Annotated in this window: 12 protein-coding genes, 1 tRNA gene and 1 pseudogene; 5 read left to right on the top strand and 9 right to left on the bottom strand. The window is 41.0% G+C overall.

What is annotated here, in order from left to right; all coding sequences use genetic code 11:
- Positions 1 to 42 precede the first annotated feature (42 nt).
- Entirely contained in the window at positions 43 to 1,902 is a 1,860-nt protein-coding gene (locus tag BBD42_RS21350) for an LTA synthase family protein (protein WP_099519790.1), read from the bottom strand.
- Between the two features lie 359 nt (positions 1,903 to 2,261).
- Between BBD42_RS21350 and BBD42_RS21340 the strand changes: the two genes are divergently transcribed.
- Positions 2,262 to 2,633 carry an iron chaperone gene (locus BBD42_RS21340; RefSeq protein WP_099519788.1) on the top strand — a complete coding sequence of 124 codons (372 nt, stop codon included), beginning with the start codon at positions 2,262 to 2,264 and terminating at the stop codon, positions 2,631 to 2,633.
- 404 nt (positions 2,634 to 3,037) lie between these two features.
- On the opposite strand, the gene BBD42_RS21335 is transcribed toward BBD42_RS21340, so the two are convergent.
- Entirely contained in the window at positions 3,038 to 3,265 is a 228-nt protein-coding gene (locus BBD42_RS21335; RefSeq protein ID WP_099519787.1) for a hypothetical protein, read from the bottom strand.
- 387 nt (positions 3,266 to 3,652) lie between these two features.
- Between BBD42_RS21335 and BBD42_RS21330 the strand changes: the two genes are divergently transcribed.
- The 3 genes and pseudogenes from BBD42_RS21330 (at position 3,653) to BBD42_RS21320 (ending at position 10,041) form a co-directional block, all read left to right on the top strand.
- Positions 3,653 to 7,357, top strand: coding sequence for an FG-GAP-like repeat-containing protein (locus BBD42_RS21330; RefSeq protein WP_099519786.1), 3,705 nt, complete (start codon positions 3,653 to 3,655; stop codon positions 7,355 to 7,357).
- A gap of 179 nt (positions 7,358 to 7,536) precedes the next feature.
- Positions 7,537 to 7,728 (top strand): annotated as a pseudogene (locus BBD42_RS21325) (ATP-binding protein); the annotation flags it as partial.
- A gap of 372 nt (positions 7,729 to 8,100) precedes the next feature.
- Complete coding sequence (locus tag BBD42_RS21320; RefSeq protein ID WP_099519785.1) at positions 8,101 to 10,041, top strand: S8 family serine peptidase; 1,941 nt, start codon at positions 8,101 to 8,103, stop codon at positions 10,039 to 10,041.
- Positions 10,042 to 10,510: 469 nt separating this feature from the next.
- On the opposite strand, the gene BBD42_RS21315 is transcribed toward BBD42_RS21320, so the two are convergent.
- From BBD42_RS21315 to BBD42_RS31580, 7 genes are all read right to left on the bottom strand, one after another.
- Complete coding sequence (locus BBD42_RS21315; RefSeq protein WP_099519784.1) at positions 10,511 to 11,203, bottom strand: DUF4367 domain-containing protein; 693 nt, start codon at positions 11,201 to 11,203, stop codon at positions 10,511 to 10,513.
- Positions 11,184 to 11,747 (bottom strand): sigma-70 family RNA polymerase sigma factor, encoded by a 564-nt coding sequence (locus BBD42_RS21310; RefSeq protein WP_237163185.1) that lies wholly within the window; start codon positions 11,745 to 11,747, stop codon positions 11,184 to 11,186. The genes BBD42_RS21315 and BBD42_RS21310 overlap by 20 nt, the downstream gene beginning before the upstream one ends.
- A gap of 438 nt (positions 11,748 to 12,185) precedes the next feature.
- Positions 12,186 to 13,253, bottom strand: coding sequence for a phospholipase D-like domain-containing protein (locus tag BBD42_RS21305; protein ID WP_099519782.1), 1,068 nt, complete (start codon positions 13,251 to 13,253; stop codon positions 12,186 to 12,188).
- 4 nt (positions 13,254 to 13,257) lie between these two features.
- The gene (locus tag BBD42_RS21300; protein WP_099519781.1) at positions 13,258 to 15,003 is read right to left on the bottom strand and encodes a UvrD-helicase domain-containing protein; all 1,746 of its coding nucleotides are present in this window, start codon (positions 15,001 to 15,003) and stop codon (positions 13,258 to 13,260) included.
- A gap of 31 nt (positions 15,004 to 15,034) precedes the next feature.
- On the bottom strand, positions 15,035 to 16,843 hold the full coding sequence (locus BBD42_RS21295; RefSeq protein WP_099519780.1) for an ATP-dependent nuclease: 1,809 nt from the start codon (positions 16,841 to 16,843) through the stop codon (positions 15,035 to 15,037).
- 242 nt (positions 16,844 to 17,085) lie between these two features.
- On the bottom strand, positions 17,086 to 17,268 hold the full coding sequence (locus BBD42_RS21290) for a hypothetical protein (protein WP_099519779.1): 183 nt from the start codon (positions 17,266 to 17,268) through the stop codon (positions 17,086 to 17,088).
- Between the two features lie 1,114 nt (positions 17,269 to 18,382).
- Positions 18,383 to 18,483: transfer RNA gene (locus BBD42_RS31580), tRNA-Ala, on the bottom strand.
- A gap of 324 nt (positions 18,484 to 18,807) precedes the next feature.
- On the opposite strand from BBD42_RS31580, the gene BBD42_RS21280 reads away from it, so the two are divergent.
- Positions 18,808 to 20,748: a S8 family serine peptidase gene (locus BBD42_RS21280; protein ID WP_150131578.1), complete on the top strand. Its 1,941-nt coding sequence runs from the start codon at positions 18,808 to 18,810 to the stop codon at positions 20,746 to 20,748.
- Positions 20,749 to 21,104: the final 356 nt, after the last annotated feature.

Genomic DNA, 21,104 nt, shown 5'->3' with positions numbered 1-21,104 from the left:
CTCTAACCTTCGTTTTTCCACTTCTTTACTTCTAGCTTTCCATCACTCTTGATCATTTGGCAACTGCAGCAGATAGCTATTAGACAGCTCAAGCAAGCGCTGCGCCGCTCTAAATTCCGTTTCAGTTGAACCGTCCTCGGTAACTTTATTGTCGCTTAATCGATAATTGCTTCCGTCGGCATATCCATTGCCTGTGACATAAATACTGTGATCGTTCACAAAAGACCCTAGCGGTAAAAAGTGTCTAACCGGGAGCAGATTGCTGCCTTGGTTAAACAAATCCTGACCGAAATGCAGCTGGTTCTGCACGGTTATGCCAAGCAAATTAGCTACAGTCGGCAAAATGTCGATCTGGCCGCCTGTGCCTGACATGACGGGAGGCAACTCGCCGCTTGGGGAATGGACAATAAACGGAACGTTAAACATGTCCGTATAGCCGTACTCATGCCCGATCAGCGATTCTATCTGGCCCTTCTCCTCCTGATCAAGGGAATACATCGTCAAACCTTGATGGTCGCCGTAAAATACGATGAGGCTGTTGTCCCAAAGCCCCTTGGACTTCAGCTCCTCCAGAAATTGGCCAATGGCATAGTCTGCATAATTCTGGGCGAGCAAATAATTGCCGAGCTTCGTTCCCTCGCAGCCTTCAGGAAGCTCCATCTTGTATTTATCCTTGGGGATATGGTAGGGATGATGGGCGCTCATGGAAATGACCATCGCATAGAACGGCTGATTTTGGGCATCGATCCTTGCAAGCTCTGGCACCGTCTTGGCGAACAGCACCTCGTCTGAAGCACCGAAGGCGATATGATCCTCGTCGCCGTAGAAGGACTGCTCATAATATTTGTCAAAGCCGACCGCTTGGTATAAATCCGAACGGTTCCAAAACTCCACACGATTCGTGTGAAACGTAGCCGTGAAATAGCCGTTGTCGCTAAGCAGACGCGGCAGGCTAGGCAGCTTCTTATTCATATATTCGGAAGCGGTAGCTGGCTCATTTTTGGGTGCATAAAAAGAGGTATTGACGACAAACTCGGCATCGGAAGTTGTGCCTTGGCCCGCATTGGTGTAAAAATGGCTAAAATACGTATTTTCCTTGACTAGCTTATTCAGATTCGGCGTGACCTCCTGCCCGTCAATGGTCAGTCCAATCAAGAAGCTCTGGAAGGATTCCATCTGGACGACGATTAGGTTTTTCCCCTTATCGACACCCCAGTATTTAGGCGATGCTGCAATTTCGCTGCCCTTCAACTCATCAACAGCTTGCTGGGTGATCTCCTTAAAATCGATGAGTTCAACTTTTTCGGTCGTGTCCGCAATCACCTTATATACTTCATAGTTGAGAATACCCATGTTTTCCGCCTTTTTGATTTCATTCATGCCGGCGTGGTTGGGCCAAATATTAAACAGGCAGAGTACAAGCGATATAGATGTTAGGGCAAACAGCACATGGCGGTCCATACGCTTTGAACCTCTTTGCATCCATCTAGCGATATACTTCGGACGAAACATAAAAAATAGAAAGATTACGATGTCCAAAAAAATAAACAGATAATAGGGAGCGATCAGGGAATAGGTGCTTTCCCCCACCTTGGTAACCTTATCCGCCTGCTGCAAGGCATGGTAAGTCGCAATGACGCCGTAATATTTGTAATACATCAGCACTGCGAAATAGATGAGCGTAATGAAGAGATTAGCTATCATATAATAAAGAATTTTTCGTTTGGTCGCGAACCACTCAATCAGGCTGAACACAAGGATAAAAAAAGGGAATTCCGTCAGCACCATACTCCAACTCGGCGTTTCGTCAAATACAACAAACCAGGCTACCGTACTCTTCAAAAGCAGAATAAAGCTAAAGATGAGATGAGAGTTGTTTCTCATTCTCCGTAACTTGTCCATGCGTAAATCTCCTTTACTTTCACCATCCATTGATCTTTCAGGTTCATGCGTTGCTGATGCAGCATTTGCGTGAAGCCATTTATTCCCCTCAAAAATCGTATGATTTTTATATATGCTTTTATCCTACAGCCCGGGAGGCGTTCGGACATCGTCCAAAAGGGCGGATACATCCGCCCTTTTGGGTAGCCCTTTAAATAAAAAAAACATGCGAAGATTCTTGTTCGCATGTCAAATCAGGAAAACCTGCTGCTCTGGAAAGTTGATTCTTTCATTGATATACTTAGTCTAAATTTGTTTATTCCTTGTGTTTTTTAGGAGGAGCTAGAACATTACAGGGGTTTGAGCCCGGAGGTAAAAACGTGGACGTTTTTGCAGAATATTTAGCGAGTATAGTTAACCCGATGCATCGGGCTAGAACCGAAGAGGTATTGGCTTGGGTAGCTGAGAAGTTTCCAAATTTATTGCCAAAAATCGCTTGGAATCAGCCAATGTTTACCGATCACGGCACCTTCATTATTGGCTTTAGCATAGCTAAGCAGCATTTGGCTGTGGCCCCTGAAAAGGCAGGCATTCATCATTTTTCTGACGCCATTGTGCAGGCTGGCTATGATCATACCAGCCAGTTGATGCGTATCAAATGGTATAGTCCGGTCGATTACTCATTACTGGAGAAAATGATTGAGTTTAATATTTTGGATAAGGCGGATTGTTCGACTTTTTGGCGGAAATGAAACACAAGGCAACCTCTGAAATCTAGTTAGTTAGGCTTTTAATGGAAGCATAACACTTGCTATCGATTAAGCGAACCTTTGTTGGTACATGACGCGTTGTTCCATCTGGAGCAACGACTATTCCAGTTGTAATTCGATTGAAATCCACGCCTGTCGGAATAGCGAAAGGCCGCTCGATATAGGCATTGAATTTAGATATTTCGACGGATTTATCACCGTATGTCGCTGTAACTTTGTAGCTTGCTTATTCTCCAGTTTTTTAACCATTTGACCGTTTAATTCTGTTATGAACGCCGTACCCGCGCTCTCTAATTTGCCGTTTACAAGAACGTCCACTCCGATTGTTGATGGACTTGTGGTTACTGGAGCACTTGGGCTAACCACAACATTATTAGTCCTAAATGTCACGCCTGCACTTGTTGCGATACTTCACGTGTAGCCATTGCTTTCACCCGCGTCTGGATCGTATAGTCCGTGTCCAACGTGAGACCGCTTAATGCTGCGCTATCCTTCCATGTTATACCATTCAGGCTGTATTCTTGTCCTGCTTGTGCTTGAAGCGTGAGGCTCGTCGTTGTTTTCAAACGCAATACCGGTGCGCTCGGCGCTGCTGGTCCATCTGCTTTGACCACTTCAGCTGTCCCTGCACTTGTCAAAGTGCCTGTTGCATGTGTTCCGATAGCCGTTAATGTTACGCTAATTACCGTTCCGATGTCGTCTTGCGTCAGCGTATAGTTTGCATTTGTGGCTGAGCTGATAGCTGCTCCATCACGCTTCCATTAGAAAGCTTTCCCGCAACTAGTAGATAACCCCTATATGAGGACATTTATCATATTCTCTTAATACCTATTTTACAATAGTCCACTGAACAGATTCTGAACCTAGCGGGATCGAACGAACGACCACTTGCATGCCATGCAGCTACACTCCCGCATTAGGGTATGACACACCCAAAACAGATCAGCAAATGGTAAATTTGACGGCTACCATAGTTGTACTATAAACGAGTTTGCTGGCCGATGTTACATAAAGATTTCATATTGACTAGCTGGAATATTTTTGATATGTTTGCGCAAGTAAACGTGTCTAAATCTATTAGGGAGTTGGATATTTTGAGAATTATGTCGAAGAAATCTAGTTCTAGAAGATTAAAATCAATTGTTATAATTTTATGTTTAATTGCACTTATTTTACCTACTACCGCATTAGGCAAATCAAACTTTGAAGGAGCGGAGAACATCGGATTAGGCGCTCAGCCTAATGCGGCTGCTGTTGGTGATTTTAATAAAGATGGACGACCTGATCTAGCAGCTGCGAACTCATATGAGAACCAGGTTTCAATTCTTCTTAATGATCCTGCTGGTCTTTATCAGGAGAAACATTATCCAGTTGGTATTAAGCCTAGTGATGTAGCTGTTGGCGATTTGAATGGGGACAACATCGTAGATATTGTAACCGCTAACAGTGGGGATGGAGCTAGTGATATTCATTCTAGTACGGTCTCTGTACTGATAGGTCAAGCAGACGGGTTGTTTAAACCCACAGTAAACTATAGTGTCTATATCGATAGCGTTGACTACAACACATTTACGCCTAGTTCAGTAACGATAGGGGATTTCAACAAAGATTCGCTTATGGATTTGGCTGTATCTAACCGTGACTCGCTTACAAATGAGCATCACATTGTATTGTTACTTGGTGAAGCTCCACAATCGGATGGGACGCTTACATTTAGTGAGCCAATCCCGATTCGAGTAGGTTATGAGCCTAATTCTATTACTGCGAGTGACATTAACGGGGATGGCAACTTGGATTTTATTATTACCCATAGCAGAGAAGGGAAAGTTTCTATTTTAACTAATAATGGGAACTTGACGTCAATGTCAACTACTGAATATCCCATTGGAAACAACCCACTAACATCTGTTATTGGAGATATGAATGGGGATGGTCATGCGGATATTGTTGCGGTTACTACTGGAGATTCGGCTGGAATCTCTATTCTTCAAGGTGACGGACAAGGTTCATTTACAGCTGCTGTTAAATTTAAGGCAAGCTGTCCAAATTCATATGTATCAACACTCGATGACCCCTACTCGCTTGCTCTCGCTGATCTAGACGGTGATGGCGATCTTGATTTGGCTGTTGGTTGTTCGGAGGCAACTCAAGTATCCATTTTATTAAATGATAGTGCAGGATCCGTGCTATCATTGCAAGCCGCAGATCGATATGCTGTACAAGGTTCTTACTCTCAGGTCGTTATTGCTGATTTCAATGCTGATAAAAAATTAGATGTAGTCGCTGCAAATTATGATGAGTTTGGTAATAATGTTAATTTTTCCTCCATTTTGCTAGGTAGAGGAGACGGAACGTTACTTGCATCCGTTAATTATGAAGTTAGTGGCCGTCAACCATCATCAGTTACAAGTTTCGACTTTGACGGAGATGGGAAGTTGGATATAGCAACGGCAAATTTTAATTCTAATAATGTGTCCATCATGCGAGGCAATGGAAAAGGCCAGTTTGCAGCCGCCATTAATTATGTAGTTGGTAGTAAGCCTGTTCAACTTTTGTCAGTTGACCTTAACCTCGATGGCAAACCAGATCTGATCGTTGCTAATTCCGGTGATAATACGATCACACGATTATTAAACGATGGGACAGGATCATTTATTAGCAAAACTTTTGTATCTAGCACCGTATCTGGTTCTAAAGCTAGAACCATTACTGTTGCGGATTTTAATGGAGACAATAATCCCGATCTAGCTGTAGCCCATACGGGATCAAACCGTCTAAGCGTGCTGCTTGGAGACGGCAATGGGGAATTTCAGATAGAAGATCATCCAGTTGATAATCGAATCTCCTCACCCAATTCCATCGTTTCAGGCCATTTTAATGATGATGACAAGATCGATCTGGCTATAGCTAACAAGGGAACGAACAAAGTATATATTTTGCATGGACAAGGAGATGGGACATTTACCGCTGGTGACGAATATGGGGGCATCAACGAACCAAGCGCGCTTGCTACAGGTGATTTTAATCGTGATGGACGGGCTGATATAGCGGTTGCTTATAATGGTCCATCAGAATATTCTCTTCATATTCTCTTTGGTGATCAAACGGGCACATTTCGAGAGGAAACGATTTCTACTTTTTCGAATCAGGTTTTTTCATTAGCAGTTGGTGATTTTAACGGTGATGGGAAGTTGGATATTGCAGTTCCTGCTTTATTACGGTCAATATCTGTATTTATGGGCGATGGCACGGGCGGGTTTAGCTTGGAAAATAGTTATAGTACCGATGTTATGCCTCGGTCGGTTGCGGCTGGCGATTTTAATCACGATGGTAAAGATGATCTAGCTACGGCAAACTATTATGCCGACAATGTGACGATTATCAAAAGCTTCCTTCCTAAAGTTCCGGAAAGCGGACCATCAGCCACACAAACAGTTAATCCAAACCCAAATCCAGATAACCCAGTTATATTGGATGGTGTAAAGCTAGATAAAATAGCGACGTTAAAAGAAGTTGTTGCAGATGGACAATCGACAACGATTGTATCCCTTGATACTGAGAAATTGATTGCTTTACTGGAAGGTAAAAATAATCAAATACTCCTTATTCCAGTAACTTCTAAATCAGATGTTATCCAGACAGAATTGAATGGTAAAGTAATTAAATCATTGGAGAAGACAAATACAGTTATTAAAATTGACACCAATGATGCCATTTATACCATCCAATCGAAACAGCTAATGATTGATCAAATCGCGTCTCAGTTTGGCAATAACGTGAAGCTGGAAGATATTAAGTTAAGCATACGTATGGGAAAACCATCTACTGAAAGTAAAAAGTTGCTTGATTCTGCCGCTGCAAACCAAAAGGTGACTTTGGCTGCTCCAGCGATTAATTTTGAAATTATAGCTAAGTATGGAGATCGTGCCATTAAGGTCGATCAATTCGATCGTTATGTGTCACGTGAGATTGTATTGCCGAATGTAATCGATCCCGCTCAAATAACAACTGGCGTTGTATTAAATGAAGATGGAACAATATCCCACATTCCAACAAATGTCTTCACAAAAGACGGCAAATTACATGCCGTAATGAATAGCTTAACGAATAGTACCTATGCAATTATATGGAATCCGAAGAAATTCGCCGATGTGCAAGGACATTGGAGCCAAAATGATGTCAATAATATGGCTTCGCGCCTCATTGTTGATGGTGTTACAGCAACAACCTTTCAACCTGATAAAGATATCACCCGTGCAGAGTTTCTCGCGATTGTCGTTAGAGCATTGGGCTTGAAGTCAGTTGAGCAAATTAACTTGCCACAGGATGTGAAGTCCTCAGATTGGTATGCATCTGTTGTACAAGCGGCTTTAGCTTTTCAACTTGTTCAAGGTTTTGAGGATAATACGTTTAGACCAAATCAGACGATTACAAGGCAAGAAGCCGCTGTGATCTTATCTAGAGCGATGGCAATTACTTCGCTTGCGTCGACCGTGACGGATGCCGAAGCGAATCATGCATTAAGTTCGTTTGAGGACAGTCAACAAGTTGCTGGTTGGGCGAAGAAAGCCATAGCACTTATGGTCATTAACAATATCATGCAAGGCCATGATCAGCATCTTACAGCAGCAAGCCACCTAACACGTGCACAAACTGCTGCAATTGTAACAAGATTCTTACAGCAAGCAATGTTAATTAATGAGTAATGACATAATGAGAGCCGCGGACTTTTCCCCGGCTTTTAATAGGACGGCGAAACGCCTTCTGAAGACATTCAACTAACAAAGAGAAACTGCCCAAACCTGGCTATAGCCGGGTCTGGGCAGTTTTTCTTTGTTAGAGTTGAAAACGGCTAATCTCATCTGCACGGGCAATCTAAAATGGAAAGCATAAGCTGCTGATCATTGATGAGATTGGTTAGCTTCCCAATGAACCAGAAGATGCCAAACTATTTTTCCAGCTCATTGATATGCGTTATGAGAAGCACAGCACCATCTTCACGACTAATGTTGACTTTCGAGCATGGGATGAAGTATTTCGTGAGCCCAAGTCCGCTAGTGCTATCTTATATCGTATTGATTCACTAGCAGCAGATTTTTCGAAAACTAGGAATTTAGAACCATTTCACAAGAAAAAATTACACTAAAAGAGGATTATTCGACATTATCTCCTATTGAACCTATGGGAAATAGAGAAAATAGAAGTTTGAACCTGATATCTTTATATTACTGTCGTTGTTTACGCTTACCTCAGGTTTGATCCAATATTTACCTTAATTTATACTGTAAATTGTTGGACTATTCAACCAGATAAAACAAAAAATAAACATATTGAATAGAAGGGAATGATAGAATTGTATTCGCATTTCATCAGAACGTAACCTATCGCACTCGTCTACTCTTTATTGCTAGCGTTCAGCTTTTTGATTACTTTTGACTGCTAAACGGTAGTGCTCGGAACTAGAAAAAGAAACGATTACAAAGGAGAGATTACGATTACACATACTTATTCCCAATTAAAAAAAACGTTGTCCGTCGCTCTAGCCTCGACCTTGCTTTTATCATTAAGTACTTTGTCAAATGGAGCATACGCTTCAGAAATTGGACAGCCCTCTCCGACGAGTACATCATTCTCAAATACTGCAGCTTCAATATTCGAAGAAAAAATTGTTGTCAAACTTAAACAACAAGCCTTCCTTCCAAGTAAAGAAGGAAAACTTCAATTGCAACAAGAAGTATCGCCGCTATCAGCTGTCCCAGAATTATCGTTTGACCCGCTAATCTCGCAGCAATTTTTACCGTCAGCTAACAAAGGCATTACTGATAGTCCGTTTGCATCCGTGTTTGATCGCTATTATTATTCCAAGATTCCTGCTGGCGCTGACGTCGAACAGTTGGTTCAAAAGTTGCGAAGCTTGTCGCTCGTTGAGGAAGCGTATTTAAGCAAAAAACCAGAATTAGCCAATACACCTTTTCCGAACACAACAACTGTCCTGCCAGAAAACGATCCACGCTTCTCATTACAAAGATATGCGCAAGCAGATCCTCTTGGTATTAACGCTCCGTATGCTTGGCAATTTGAAGGTGGCGATGGCAAAGGCACCCAGTGGGCCGATATCGAGTGGAGTTGGGCATTAAATCATGAAGATCTAGCCGCTCATAACATACAGATTTTGCCAGGCGGCATTAATGATGGAGATGGTAGTCACGGTACGGCTGTGCTCGGGGTTGTATCCGCGGTTGACAATGCTATCGGCAATATCGGACTAGCTAACAAAGCAACGCCCATTGTATCCTCTTTAGTTCGTTCAGGTGGCGCAGCAGAAGCCATTTTAGCGGCCACACAAGTATTAGCTCCGGGTGACGTTATTCTGCTCGAAATACAGATCGGTTTTGGCGGTCCTTGGTTACCTATCGAAACACAGCCAGCAGAGTTTGATGCAATCCAATATGCAACAAGCTTAGGTATTGTCGTTGTAGAAGCGGGAGCCAACGGTGGTGCTGATCTTGATCAGTACCAGCATTGGGATAATAAATACATCTACAATCGGGATCTCCCAGATTTCAAAGATTCTGGAGCAATACTTGTAGGAGCGGGATCATCAACTGCGCCTCACTACAGACTCGACTTTAGTAGCCATGGCAATCGAATCGACGTTTTCGGTATTGGTGAGAACGTTGCTACCTTAGGTGCAACAAGTACGGCTTCGACAACTGGTTATACCGACTATTTCAATGGAACATCTTCCGCTTCACCTGTCGTTGTAGGCGCGATTCTACAACTGCAAGGGATTGCTAAAGCTAATTTCGGCGAGCCGTATTCGCCAGCTGAAATTCGTAGAATACTGAGATGGTTACCGTTCAATACTCCGACTTCCGATATGGCAAATGATAGAATCGGCACCCTACCTAATTTGAAGCAAATTATATCAAATTTACCTACGCCAGGTGCCGTACCTAACGACACAGAAGCACCACTAGCACCAACCAATCTAGTTGTTAGTACGATCACTGACACAGTTAACTTGAATTGGACAGCTTCTACAGACAATGTTGGATTGATCGGTTATGACATTTATGTGAATAACGATCCATTTCCAAAAGCAAGAACGACTAGCAACTCCGCTACGATCAGTGGATTAACAAGCGGTTCATATACATTTACTGTCAAGGCTCGGGATGGCTTTAGTAATTTGTCTACGGAAAATAACTCGGTGACGGTTCAAGTTGACGCTTCCTTTACTCCATGGAGCGCTTCCTCCGTTTATGTTAAAGATGACATTGTTTCTTATGACGGAGTGAAGTATAAAGCCAAATGGTGGACGCAAAATCAACGTCCCGATCTGAATAGTAATCTCTACGATGTTTGGACTGTGCTCGGTCCTTACTAAAAAGATTAAAACTTGATTAAGTAATAGAGAGGTAGGGGCATATCCATTCCCAACCTCTCTATTATTATCTTCGATAACCCCTACTTCTGCTCTGTAAGTAAACTCCTATTTAAAAAAATCAATTGTCTTAAATAAAATATTTACATATTCACAAACTTGTCCAACGACAACGATGGTAAAGGATGATCTCTTCTTGCCAATTACGTATCTTTATTAATGTATTTTTAACCGATAGATCAGTCGGCTGCCAATACATTCAACACTATATTGTCTCCGAAAGCAGAAATTGTCTCAAAAGAAAACGGTACGTAATCGCATACCGTTTTATCGTCCCCAATTCGTCCCCAGGATCTATATTTTAATGATATTCCTTTAATGATATCCCTCTAAAAAATCAAAAAAACCCTTGATTCCTCAAGGGTTTTGACCTTTATATTATATTCATTCACGATAAACACGAATCAACTCATTAAGGCTCCACCGATTCGGCTACCTTCATGGCCTCGTCGCCCGAAATCGGACCGGACACGCCATACTGAATGCCGTCAACCTCCCAGAACAGCTCCGTGAACTCGGCTTGCTCGAAAATAAAGCCGTCCGCTCCGCCCACTTTGGTCTGTGTGAACAGGTCCGTCGGGAACGCGGCCGGCATACGGCTCGCGCTGAATGTCACCGTCTTATCACCCGAGCCGTATGTGAAGTTTAAATCTCTGAGCGGTTGGTCCTTCATTCCCACGCCGACGATCTCAGCCAGCTTGAAGCCTTCCGGGGCGACTTGAGGAACAAGCACACCGGAGCCGAAAGCTGCTTTCGCTGCCTCCGCCGTTTCTAACGGAGTTGTAATCAATTGGGACAACTCCGAACCTGTGGCTCCTCCGTTTCCGGGCAGCACGATTCCAGGCGAATGATCCGTAGGCGTCGGGACTGCGGCGGGTTCTTGCAGCATCGGCAATCCCGTCACTATGACGACTGCCGCGACCAGCGCTGCCGCTCCTGCAAGCCAGGCTTTCGGAAGAACGAAGCGGCGGCTGCTTCTTTTCTCCGTGGCGGCTTCCTTCCTGATCTTCTGTTTAACGTTATCGCTCAATTCCATTTTAGAAAACAACATATCATCCAACTCCTTTTGCAAATTTTGACGTAAATTACGCTCCATGTCCGTCATCGGCTGTCTCCTCCTTGCGCATTTCCCGAGCCAACGCCTCGCGCGCCCGGTGCAGTCTGTTTCTCACGGTACCCTCTGGCGACGACGTCGCTTTCGCAATTTCCCGTGTGTCCAAATCCAGATAATAATATAAATACAAAGCCTCTTGATACGGCAGAGGCAGACGCAGCATATGCCGCAAAATCTCGCTTTTCTGCAATCTTTTAAGCGCTTCTTCTTCCACGTTGAATATCCGTCCCCGCTCCATCAAGCTCGGATCGGTCGGCTGTTCCGTAAACATTCGCACGCCCATCTTATCCCGGCAAACGTTGATAGCGATCGTCGTCAACCAGGTTTTAACAGCGCTCTCTCCACGAAACGAGTTCCAATTGCGATAAGCGCGAAGAAATACCTCCTGACTGATATCCTCGGCGAGATGCTGATCTCCGGTATAAAAATAAGCGGTGCGCATGATCGTCGAGCCAAAGCTTTCCATCAGCTGCTCTAGAGCTTGAGAGGGATCTTTCGGGAAATTTCCCTTGTTAATCGAGCCGGCCAGCTTCACTGAATGATCACCTCCACCTATTAGACGGCCTGAGCGCATTTTTCGCTGCACTGTGCTTTATATCTGACAGTCCAATAAAGATTTCGCGAATTTGAGCTTAATTGCCCATACTCCTTCTAGCTTGAATATCAAACGATAAAAGCCACATGAACAGTATGCCTGTTGATGCGGCTTTTCGACTTCAACTTTGGTTTAGAAGAACCCCAATATCTGTTTATACTAACACTATTTTCTCTAGATGACCTCATCGCTGCCAGTGGAGAGATGGGGTTTTGTACGTTAAGGAAAGAGGGTAGGAAAGCCTTGTGAGATAAGGCTTTTTTGAGTTTTGTCTTTTTACATTCGAGTGCGCCGTCGCGCTCGTAAAAGAAAAAGTGTGACCAGAAATGTGACCAAAGTTTTTTCTTCCTCTGTAAAGATAGAATGGTCCTTACATAACTAAGAGACAAAGAATTCCCAATACGCTTTCGACATTGACGGTTCCTCAAGCCAATATGTAACTGGGATGCTCGAGTTCATAAATACAGCATGTTTTTTTATTCCAATCAATTCTATCCATTTTATCCTTAAGTGATAAAGCTTAGCTAGAGTTGACCTCACTTTTGATAAGTATATACGTTCTTTTAATAATACTGTCTCAAAACTAAAAGTGTTTATTTTCCAATAAAGATCCTTGTATTCTTCATTTGCATTCCTGTAATCTTCAATAAAATTGAAATGAGAAAGAAAATGTGAACCTAAGTGGCTATCAGATAATTCATTAAGATTCGTCATTATTTCGTGAAATAACTCCTCAATAATAAAAAACTCATCGGTTTCCTTAGCCGCGAATTTTAACATATTTTCACGAGCATCATTTAACATCAGACGATACTTGTCGATATATTGAATAATAATGGAACCTTCCCCAGGTAAATCATCCTCACTGATTAAACTTGAACTTTTAAAGCAGTCAATAAGATATTCCATGTAATTAAATGCTTTATCGCATTCTTGTGAAATCATTAGAAAGGGAATAATTATAGGAAAAACTGGTTCTGTAAAAATTGAAGTACATCTAAGGTATGCTAAATCAAAAACTTCATATTCTACTTGTTTAATAGCTTCAATATCGTCAATAATAACTCCTGCTTCAAAATTGTTTTTAGCATTTAAAGTTACATTGGAACTACCAATGTACATTAACTTACCATTACTAACTATTTTAGAATGATTGCTATTATCATAAAAAAACTGAACAAATGGATTTTTCTTCAGTGATTTTGTTAAAAGTTGATTAGTTTTCTTGTCCACATTACCATCAAAATGATAGACATTAAAAATCACCTTTAAATCATTGACATACTCAATTTTTTTGATGAGAAGTTCATCAAATTCGTCTGGCATATTGAAATTAAATGTCGATATATATAGGTGACTGTCCCTTTTCATATTCTTAATAATGGTCTGGTACGCCTGTTCATTTTTTGAAAGTATAATATCAGCGTCTTTGCATCTAATCCGCATTACATCACCCTTTCAAGAATATACAAATATCATTTTCTGGTGTTAATATGGTCACATTTTCCTTCGCCCTTGTGACTGCGACACGAAGATTTAAGCGAGCTTGATCTAGCCTTTTTTTGTCATCCTGCCTATTACCAATTTTGCCGTGAAATCGGCCTTCATATATAATAACCTCGTCAAACTCCTTTCCTTTAGATTTATGAATAGTCATAACATGAATACCTCTCCACACTTTACTTGACGAAGAAAAATGCTCCTGTAAAAGTGAAGTTTTAACAGCCTGAACCGCCCCTGTATAATTTCCATGGCTTCTCCATAGATTGCCGAGACTTGATCTTAATTCAGATCCTTTATTCATTAAACGTAAATATTTCGAATCCGAAACGAGCTGCTTTAATACATCGGAGTCATTTTCTTTCAGAATTTTTCTAACAAGCATCCAATCTTCAATAGGATTTCCTGAAAAATCGAGTTCATTACACTTCTTTGCTATATCTTCGCATTCCTTAATAACTGCTTTTCTTTTCGAACCTAAAACCTTTCCAGTATCTATATATTCCAATAGCGCATCAGTCAGAGCTAGAATATCTTTACTCGGGGGCTCATTCCCTTTTCTCCCACGAGAATGATCACAAATACTTTTTATAAGATTCGTTGCTTGCATTTGTTTTCGTGAACCTAATTCCAATAATTCAGAAAGCAAAACAGCAGCTAAAGATGGGCCTGCAGTTTCAAGTGCTACCTCATGAGCAATTCGCGAAAAAGTTTTGTTCTTTGGAAGCGATTGTGCTGAATCAAAAAAATCCGATACTTCCAACATCAATTTCTTTGATGGAACTAGAACTGCGATGGACCAATCTTTTCTACCTAAATCAACCATTTTTTTACGAGTACGAAATACAGCAAGTTTCAAATCGAAGTGAGCTCCATATCCATTCCTATAGGGATAATAAGAACTAAGTACATTTTTATAACTCTTCCCTATATTCTTTCCAGTCAACACATCATTTCCGAATTGGACAATATCTGTTCCCTTGCTGCGATTATTTTCTATACCAAAATCAAATTGCTTTGGAGCAAAGTGTGATATAAACTGGCCTATTCTTGCTGGGTCAGCTCCTCTGAACTCATAAATACGTTGTTCGGCATCAGCCAAGGCTATAAGTGTACTCCATTGCCCCAGCACTTGAATAAGCCCCCATTCATCAGAGTTCGTATCCTGAAATTCATCAAGTATGACAAGTGGGTATGAATCCGAGATTATACTCGCAAGCGAGTTACTTCTCCGAAGTAGATCACCTGTATATTTTGCAAACAAATCAAAGTGAAGTACTCCTTCTTCTTCAAATAACCTTAATTTCTCCGCGTTCCGTTCTTTGTCACCTGTTATATTTGCAAACTTTGTGGCAGCTTCAGGTGGCGTAAGCAATCTGATTGGTAAATTAGAATTAATTAAGTATCCATGACTCTTTAATATATTCCAAGTAAAGCTATGATAAGTATTTACTTCAAGATAACTACTAATTGATTTAGTAATTAGCTGACCAACTTGTTCCTCTATACGCGATACAGTGGCCCTTGCAAAACTCAAAAATAATACTTTCTGTCCTCGTTTTAAATTACCAAACTCGATCCCATCTTTAGCTTTCAACAAAGCTATTGTTGTCTTTCCAGATCCCGGTCCCCCTAGTACTAGCTGGTTTCCATCAGTTTTCAATAATTTTTTCTTTTCTTCGGAAAGATCAAACATATATGATCACCTCTTTAAGAGACGTGAAGTCCTATTCAAAAAAATCTTCAGTTGCTTCTTCATCCTCAAGCCCTTCCTCGCTATCAGAAGCAATATTCCTCTCCACAAGAGCTTGAATAGACTGCAGAGTAGTTATAATAAAATCCGGCATTTCTTCCATCGAACACTGACCCAGAAAATCAGCCGTAACACCTGAAGCCTTTGATTTTCCCAAAAATACTCGTAGTGATTTTTTTAACTCAGTCATTTCAATATCGTCAGATGGTTTTTGAACACTTAGTCCCGATGGCCACTCATCCGATTTCACAAGTAGCATAGCATATCGTCGAAGAGCACTTTCGTGGGAACCATTTAGGATTACATCTTCAAACCCATGTTCCTGCGCCTCGAATGGATGATCCACGGATTTCTCAATTGCTGCTTTACTAGTTTCGTTCTGTTTATCAAAAACTGCGAACGTGGTTTTACCTAAACCGCGAAAATACTCGCCAAGTGGAGCTACTTGTGATTCTGCCTCGGCATTAACTATTGCAAACCCTAGTTCCTCGAGACTTTTAAATTTACAAGGATAAAGCTCCTGTAACCGCCTTGCCGCTGCTGGGAAGGAGTCATATTCAGTTCTTCCTTCTGTTATTAATACCCTCCGTGTAAGTAAGGCTTCACAAAATCTTCTTCTGAACTCATCCCTATACTTTTTAGGTTTAATGGTTGGAGGATACTGAGCAGGAATACCTTCAACTTTTCCATTCACACGATTTATAACAAGAATTTCGGACGGGGCGAACTCCTCAAGAACATATGGTGAATGTGATGTAAAAATAGCCTGAGCCGACTTAGAACAGATGCTTTGAATTATCCTCTTTTGGGTAGCAGGTGGAATTGCTATTTCTGGTTCTTCCATAGCGAAAATTACATTTTGTTTTAACTCCGCAATCATAGATAATAGTGAAAGTACTAATGTGTTTATAGTACCAGTACCTTGATGTTGGAATGGAGCAGCATACTCTTCGCCATTTTGACGCAATGCCCCTGTACTCATAAAGACAGTAAGGATCTTTCTTAAATTTGAGCGCGTTAAGTCTGAAACTCGGAAGTGTGGCTTGTCGGCCCAATCAGATGGAACAAATGAACGAACAGCGCTTTGAACCGATTGCAGGATATCGGATACTCCTAGATCAGGATTTTCGGCCACAGATATAGTCCGAAGTTGCGATAATACTTCTTCCCACATAGGAAGTTGTATTTCTTTTAATTTGATTATGATATCTAAAAGCGATCCTCGCTCCAAACTCAATGCTCGTGATCCTGTTCTAAGAGTTCTTAAGTATAAGAAACCACACTGCCTCTTATCCTTGGTTCCAAATATATCAAATGAACTATCCTCTTTCAGAGGCGACATGAAAAATGTTTTCCCTAAAAAGTCATCTTCGTCACTATCATATTTCCCTCTAAAGCACACTCTTAATGCAGCCTCTACACCTTTTTCATCTGTAGCTTCTGGCGGGGGACTTTCCAGCAATGTTTTTTTATTATTGTCCCACCATTCAAGATGATTTCTAAAATGTCTCTGCTGCTCTTCACTTAAATCTATCACAACAACCTCTATAAAAATTTCGATTGCTTCATTATTTTCATTCAGATACTCACCAGCATAAAAATCATGTTCATCAATAACGGGAAACCTTGCAAGTCGTTCTGGTCCAAGGACAAGGTCTATGGCTTCAAGCAATGTTGATTTTCCAATATTGTTATCTCCTACGAGTACAGTTTTACCAATCAAAAAAATCTCACATTCTTTTATGCCTCTAAAATTCATTGCTTTTAACTTAGCAATATTCATTTAAACCACCCTTCCACAGCTAGGATGAGATGAGAATCAAGCCTTAAGACCTACATTCGACATTATCCATTCATTTCCTGTTACCTAAAGGCGTTTTTTGTACTTTGAGGAAAATATAAAAATTGATTTCTATATTATAACCCTGATACCTATACAGATAGGTAGTCCTCGCGAGAGGCAATCAATCACCCCATTCAACTATCGTTCGACGTTAGTTCAAAGAACAGTTCATCAACAAATTATCACTTCACTCTTTCGGAAATATTTTTACTTATTTCTTCAGGATTTTCAACACCAATGATCAACTTTGATATTTTGAACTTACCAACTTTAAAGCTATTCAAATCTAAATGAAGAGTTTCAAGCTCATTTTCAAAAAAGTGCAGTTGATAACCGCCAAATGATATAAATAACCCATTTCTCATTCCTCCTAATAAAGTACCATATAGTTTAAAAGCATTTGGTATCGGTCTACCTGTTGTTATTCCCTTGATTGAAAAGTATTGAATTGCAACCCTTTATCTAATTTTAAAAAGGGTGAGTTTCCAAAGTCGATATTTACGTAGGTTTCCATTAGTTGAATTTTACGTTCCATATATTGATTCCCCCATTTTCAAATAATCCATTTATTTCACAATCCATAATTACATATAATACCACAAAAATCTCTTTTCTTCATAAAAGTCTAAGCTCTGCTCTTTATTTTAATGACCACTCTCTATAATGTTTTTCACAGCCTAATTCTAAAGTGGCTCTCACCGTTAACAACTTAGCTCTATTTAATTAACACTGTGGCTCTCAATCATTAACTCGATGGTTCTTTGGCATTAACATATTCAGCAAATTAAAGCTATCAAAATGAAAGGATACCGCATTCCGAAATTATCTATCAAGGATTACGTATTGTCACAGAGCAAGATTACTATGGAGCGATACAAAGAACTAACAGAAGATTAACTGAAAGCTGCGGTTTAGTGCCGCAGCTTTCTTATTTGTTCAATTAGAGTAAGTGGGGTGAAATACATGGAAAGCTGTTTGTGGATGGTACTCGAAAATGAGATTTATCGTGAACGGCTGTTGGTTCTTGCCGGACGGCATGTAAAATTAGCGCTGGAATTTTCTCAGCGAGGAACATCTCTGGAACGCAAACAGGAAATCAAAACAGAAGTCGAATCACTTCGAGACTCATGTTAGCCCAAAATATAAACCCTAAAGTTGTTAAAGAAATTCTAGGACATTCAGACATCAGAGTAACTCTCGATACTTACTCTCATGTTTTACCTTCAGTCCATAAGCAGACCGCTTCGCAATATGGGATATGTTATTTGGACAATCGATTAATCAAGGCTGAATATTTGAACCTATATGCTATTTCCCCACACGTTTGAATCATTTTACTCAATGAAATCCCTCTACAATAGCTCAAAAATACTAGCACTGTGACCAAACGTGTGACCACGAATAGATTTTTAGTCAATAAATGACATCTAAAAAACCTTGTAACTTCGGGAAATGCCGTTGTTACAAGGTTTTTTAGTATGGAGCCTAGGGGGATCGAACCCCTGACCTCATCGCTGCCAGCGACGCGCTCTACCGGATTAGTCGGTTTCTTTTTCAAAATTAGGAGTTTAGACTCAGCTCACAACAATAAATTACATTAAAAGCTAATTATTCGACATTATCTCCTATTGAACCTATGGGAAATAGAGAAAATAGAAGTTTGAACTTGATATCTTTATATTACTGTCGTTGTTTACGCTTACCTCAGGTTTGATCCAATATTTCCCTTAATTTATACTGTAAATTGTTAGCCTATTCAACCAGATAAAACAAAAAATAAACATATTGAATAGAAGGGAATGATAGAATTGTATTCGCATTTCATCAGAACGTAACCTATCGCACTCGTCTACTCTTTATTGCTAGCGTTCAGCTTTTTGATTACTTTTGACTGCTAAACGGTAGTGCTCGGAACTAGAAAAAGAAACGATTACAAAGGAGAGATTACGATTACACATACTTATTCCCAATTAAAAAAAACGTTGTCCGTCGCTCTAGCCTCGACCTTGCTTTTATCATTAAGTACTTTGTCAAATGGAGCATACGCTTCAGAAATTGGACAGCCCTCTCCGACGAGTACATCATTCTCAAATACTGCAGCTTCAATATTCGAAGAAAAAATTGTTGTCAAACTTAAAAAACAAGCCTTCCTTCCAAGTAAAGAAGGAAAACTTCAATTGCAACAAGAAGTATCGCCGCTATCAGCTGTCCCAGAATTATCGTTTGACCCGCTAATCTCGCAGCAATTTTTACCGTCAGCTAACAAAGGCATGACTGCTAGTCCGTTTGCATCCGTGTTTGATCGCTATTATTATTCCAAAATTCCTGCTGGCGCTGACGTCGAACAGTTGGTACAAAAGTTGCGAAGCTTGTCGCTCGTTGAGGAAGCATATTTAAGCAAAAAACCAGAATTAGCCAATACACCTTTTCCGAACACAACAACTGTCCTTCCAGATAACGATCCACGCTTCTCATTTCAAAAATATGCGCAAGCAGATCCTCTAGGTATTAACGCTCCGTATGCTTGGCAATTTGAAGGTGGCGATGGCAAAGGTACCCAATGGGCCGATATCGAGTGGAGTTGGGCATTAAATCATGAAGATCTAGCTGCTCATAACATACAGCTTTTGCCAGGCGGCATTAATGATGGAGATGGTAGTCATGGTACGGCTGTACTCGGGGTTGTATCCGCGGTTGACAATGCTATCGGCAATATCGGGCTAGCTAACAAAGCAACGCCCATTGTATCCTCTTTAGTTCGTTCAGGTGGCGCAGCAGAAGCCATTTTAGCGGCCACACAAGTATTATCTCCAGGTGACGTTATTCTGCTCGAAATACAGATCGGTTTTGGCGGTCCTTGGTTACCTATCGAAACACAGCCAGCAGAGTTTGATGCAATCCAATATGCAACAAGCTTAGGTATTGTCGTTGTAGAAGCGGGAGCCAACGGTGGTGCTGATCTCGATCAGTACCAGCATTGGGATAATAAATACATCTACAATCGGGATCTCCCAGATTTCAAAGATTCTGGAGCAATACTTGTTGGAGCGGGATCATCAACTGCGCCTCACTACAGACTCGACTTTAGTAGCCATGGCAATCGAATCGACGTTTTCGGTATTGGTGAGAACGTTGCTACCTTAGGTGCAACAAGTACGGCTTCGACAACTGGTTATACCGACTATTTCAATGGAACATCTTCCGCTTCACCTGTCGTTGTAGGCGCGATTCTACAACTGCAAGGGATTGCTAAAGCTAATTTCGGCGAGCCGTATTCGCCAGCTGAAATTCGTAGAATACTGAGATGGTTACCGTTCAATACCCCGACTTCCGATATGGCAAATGATAGAATCGGCACCCTACCTAATTTGAAGCAAATTATATCAAATTTACCTACGCCAGGTGCCGTACCTAACGACACAGAGGCACCACTAGCACCAACCAATCTAGTTGTTAGTACGATCACTGAGACAGTTAACTTGAATTGGACAGCTTCTACGGACAATGTTGGATTGATCGGTTATGACATTTATGTGAATAACGATCCATTTCCAAAAGCAAGAACGACTAGCAACTCCGCTACGATCAGTGGATTAACAAGCGGTTCATATACATTTACTGTCAAGGCTCGGGATGGCTTTAGTAATTTGTCTACGGAAAATAACTCGGTGACGGTTCAAGTTGACGCTTCCTTTACTCCATGGAGCGCTTCCTCCGTTTATGTTAAAGATGACATTGTTTCTTATGACGGAGTGAAGTATAAAGCCAAATGGTGGACGCAAAATCAACGTCCCGATCTGAATAGTAATCTCTACGATGTTTGGACTGTGCTCGGTCCTTACTAAAAAGATTAAATACTTGATTAAAAAATAGAGAGGTAGGGGCATATCCATTCCCAACCTCTCTATTATTATCTTCGATAACCCCCTACTTCTGCTCTGTAAGTTAGATCCTATTTTAAAAAAACAATTGTCTTAAATAAAATATTTAAGGGTCTGACGACCTTCTACTGCAGCATTTGTCCAACGACAACGATGGTAAATGATGATCTCTTCTTGCCAATTACGCACCGTTTTTAGTGCTTTTAACCGATACGTGGTCGATTTGTTCTCCCAACTCACACCACCTGCCAAAACCTTCAATAGCAACTCTTGCGAAATATGCTAGAAGTTGTACAATCACTAAGTTATGTTGACGGAAA

This window comes from Paenibacillus sp. BIHB 4019, assembly GCF_002741035.1.
Taxonomy (GTDB): Bacteria; Bacillota; Bacilli; order Paenibacillales; family Paenibacillaceae; genus Pristimantibacillus.
This window is presented reverse-complemented; position numbering and strand designations above follow the sequence as displayed.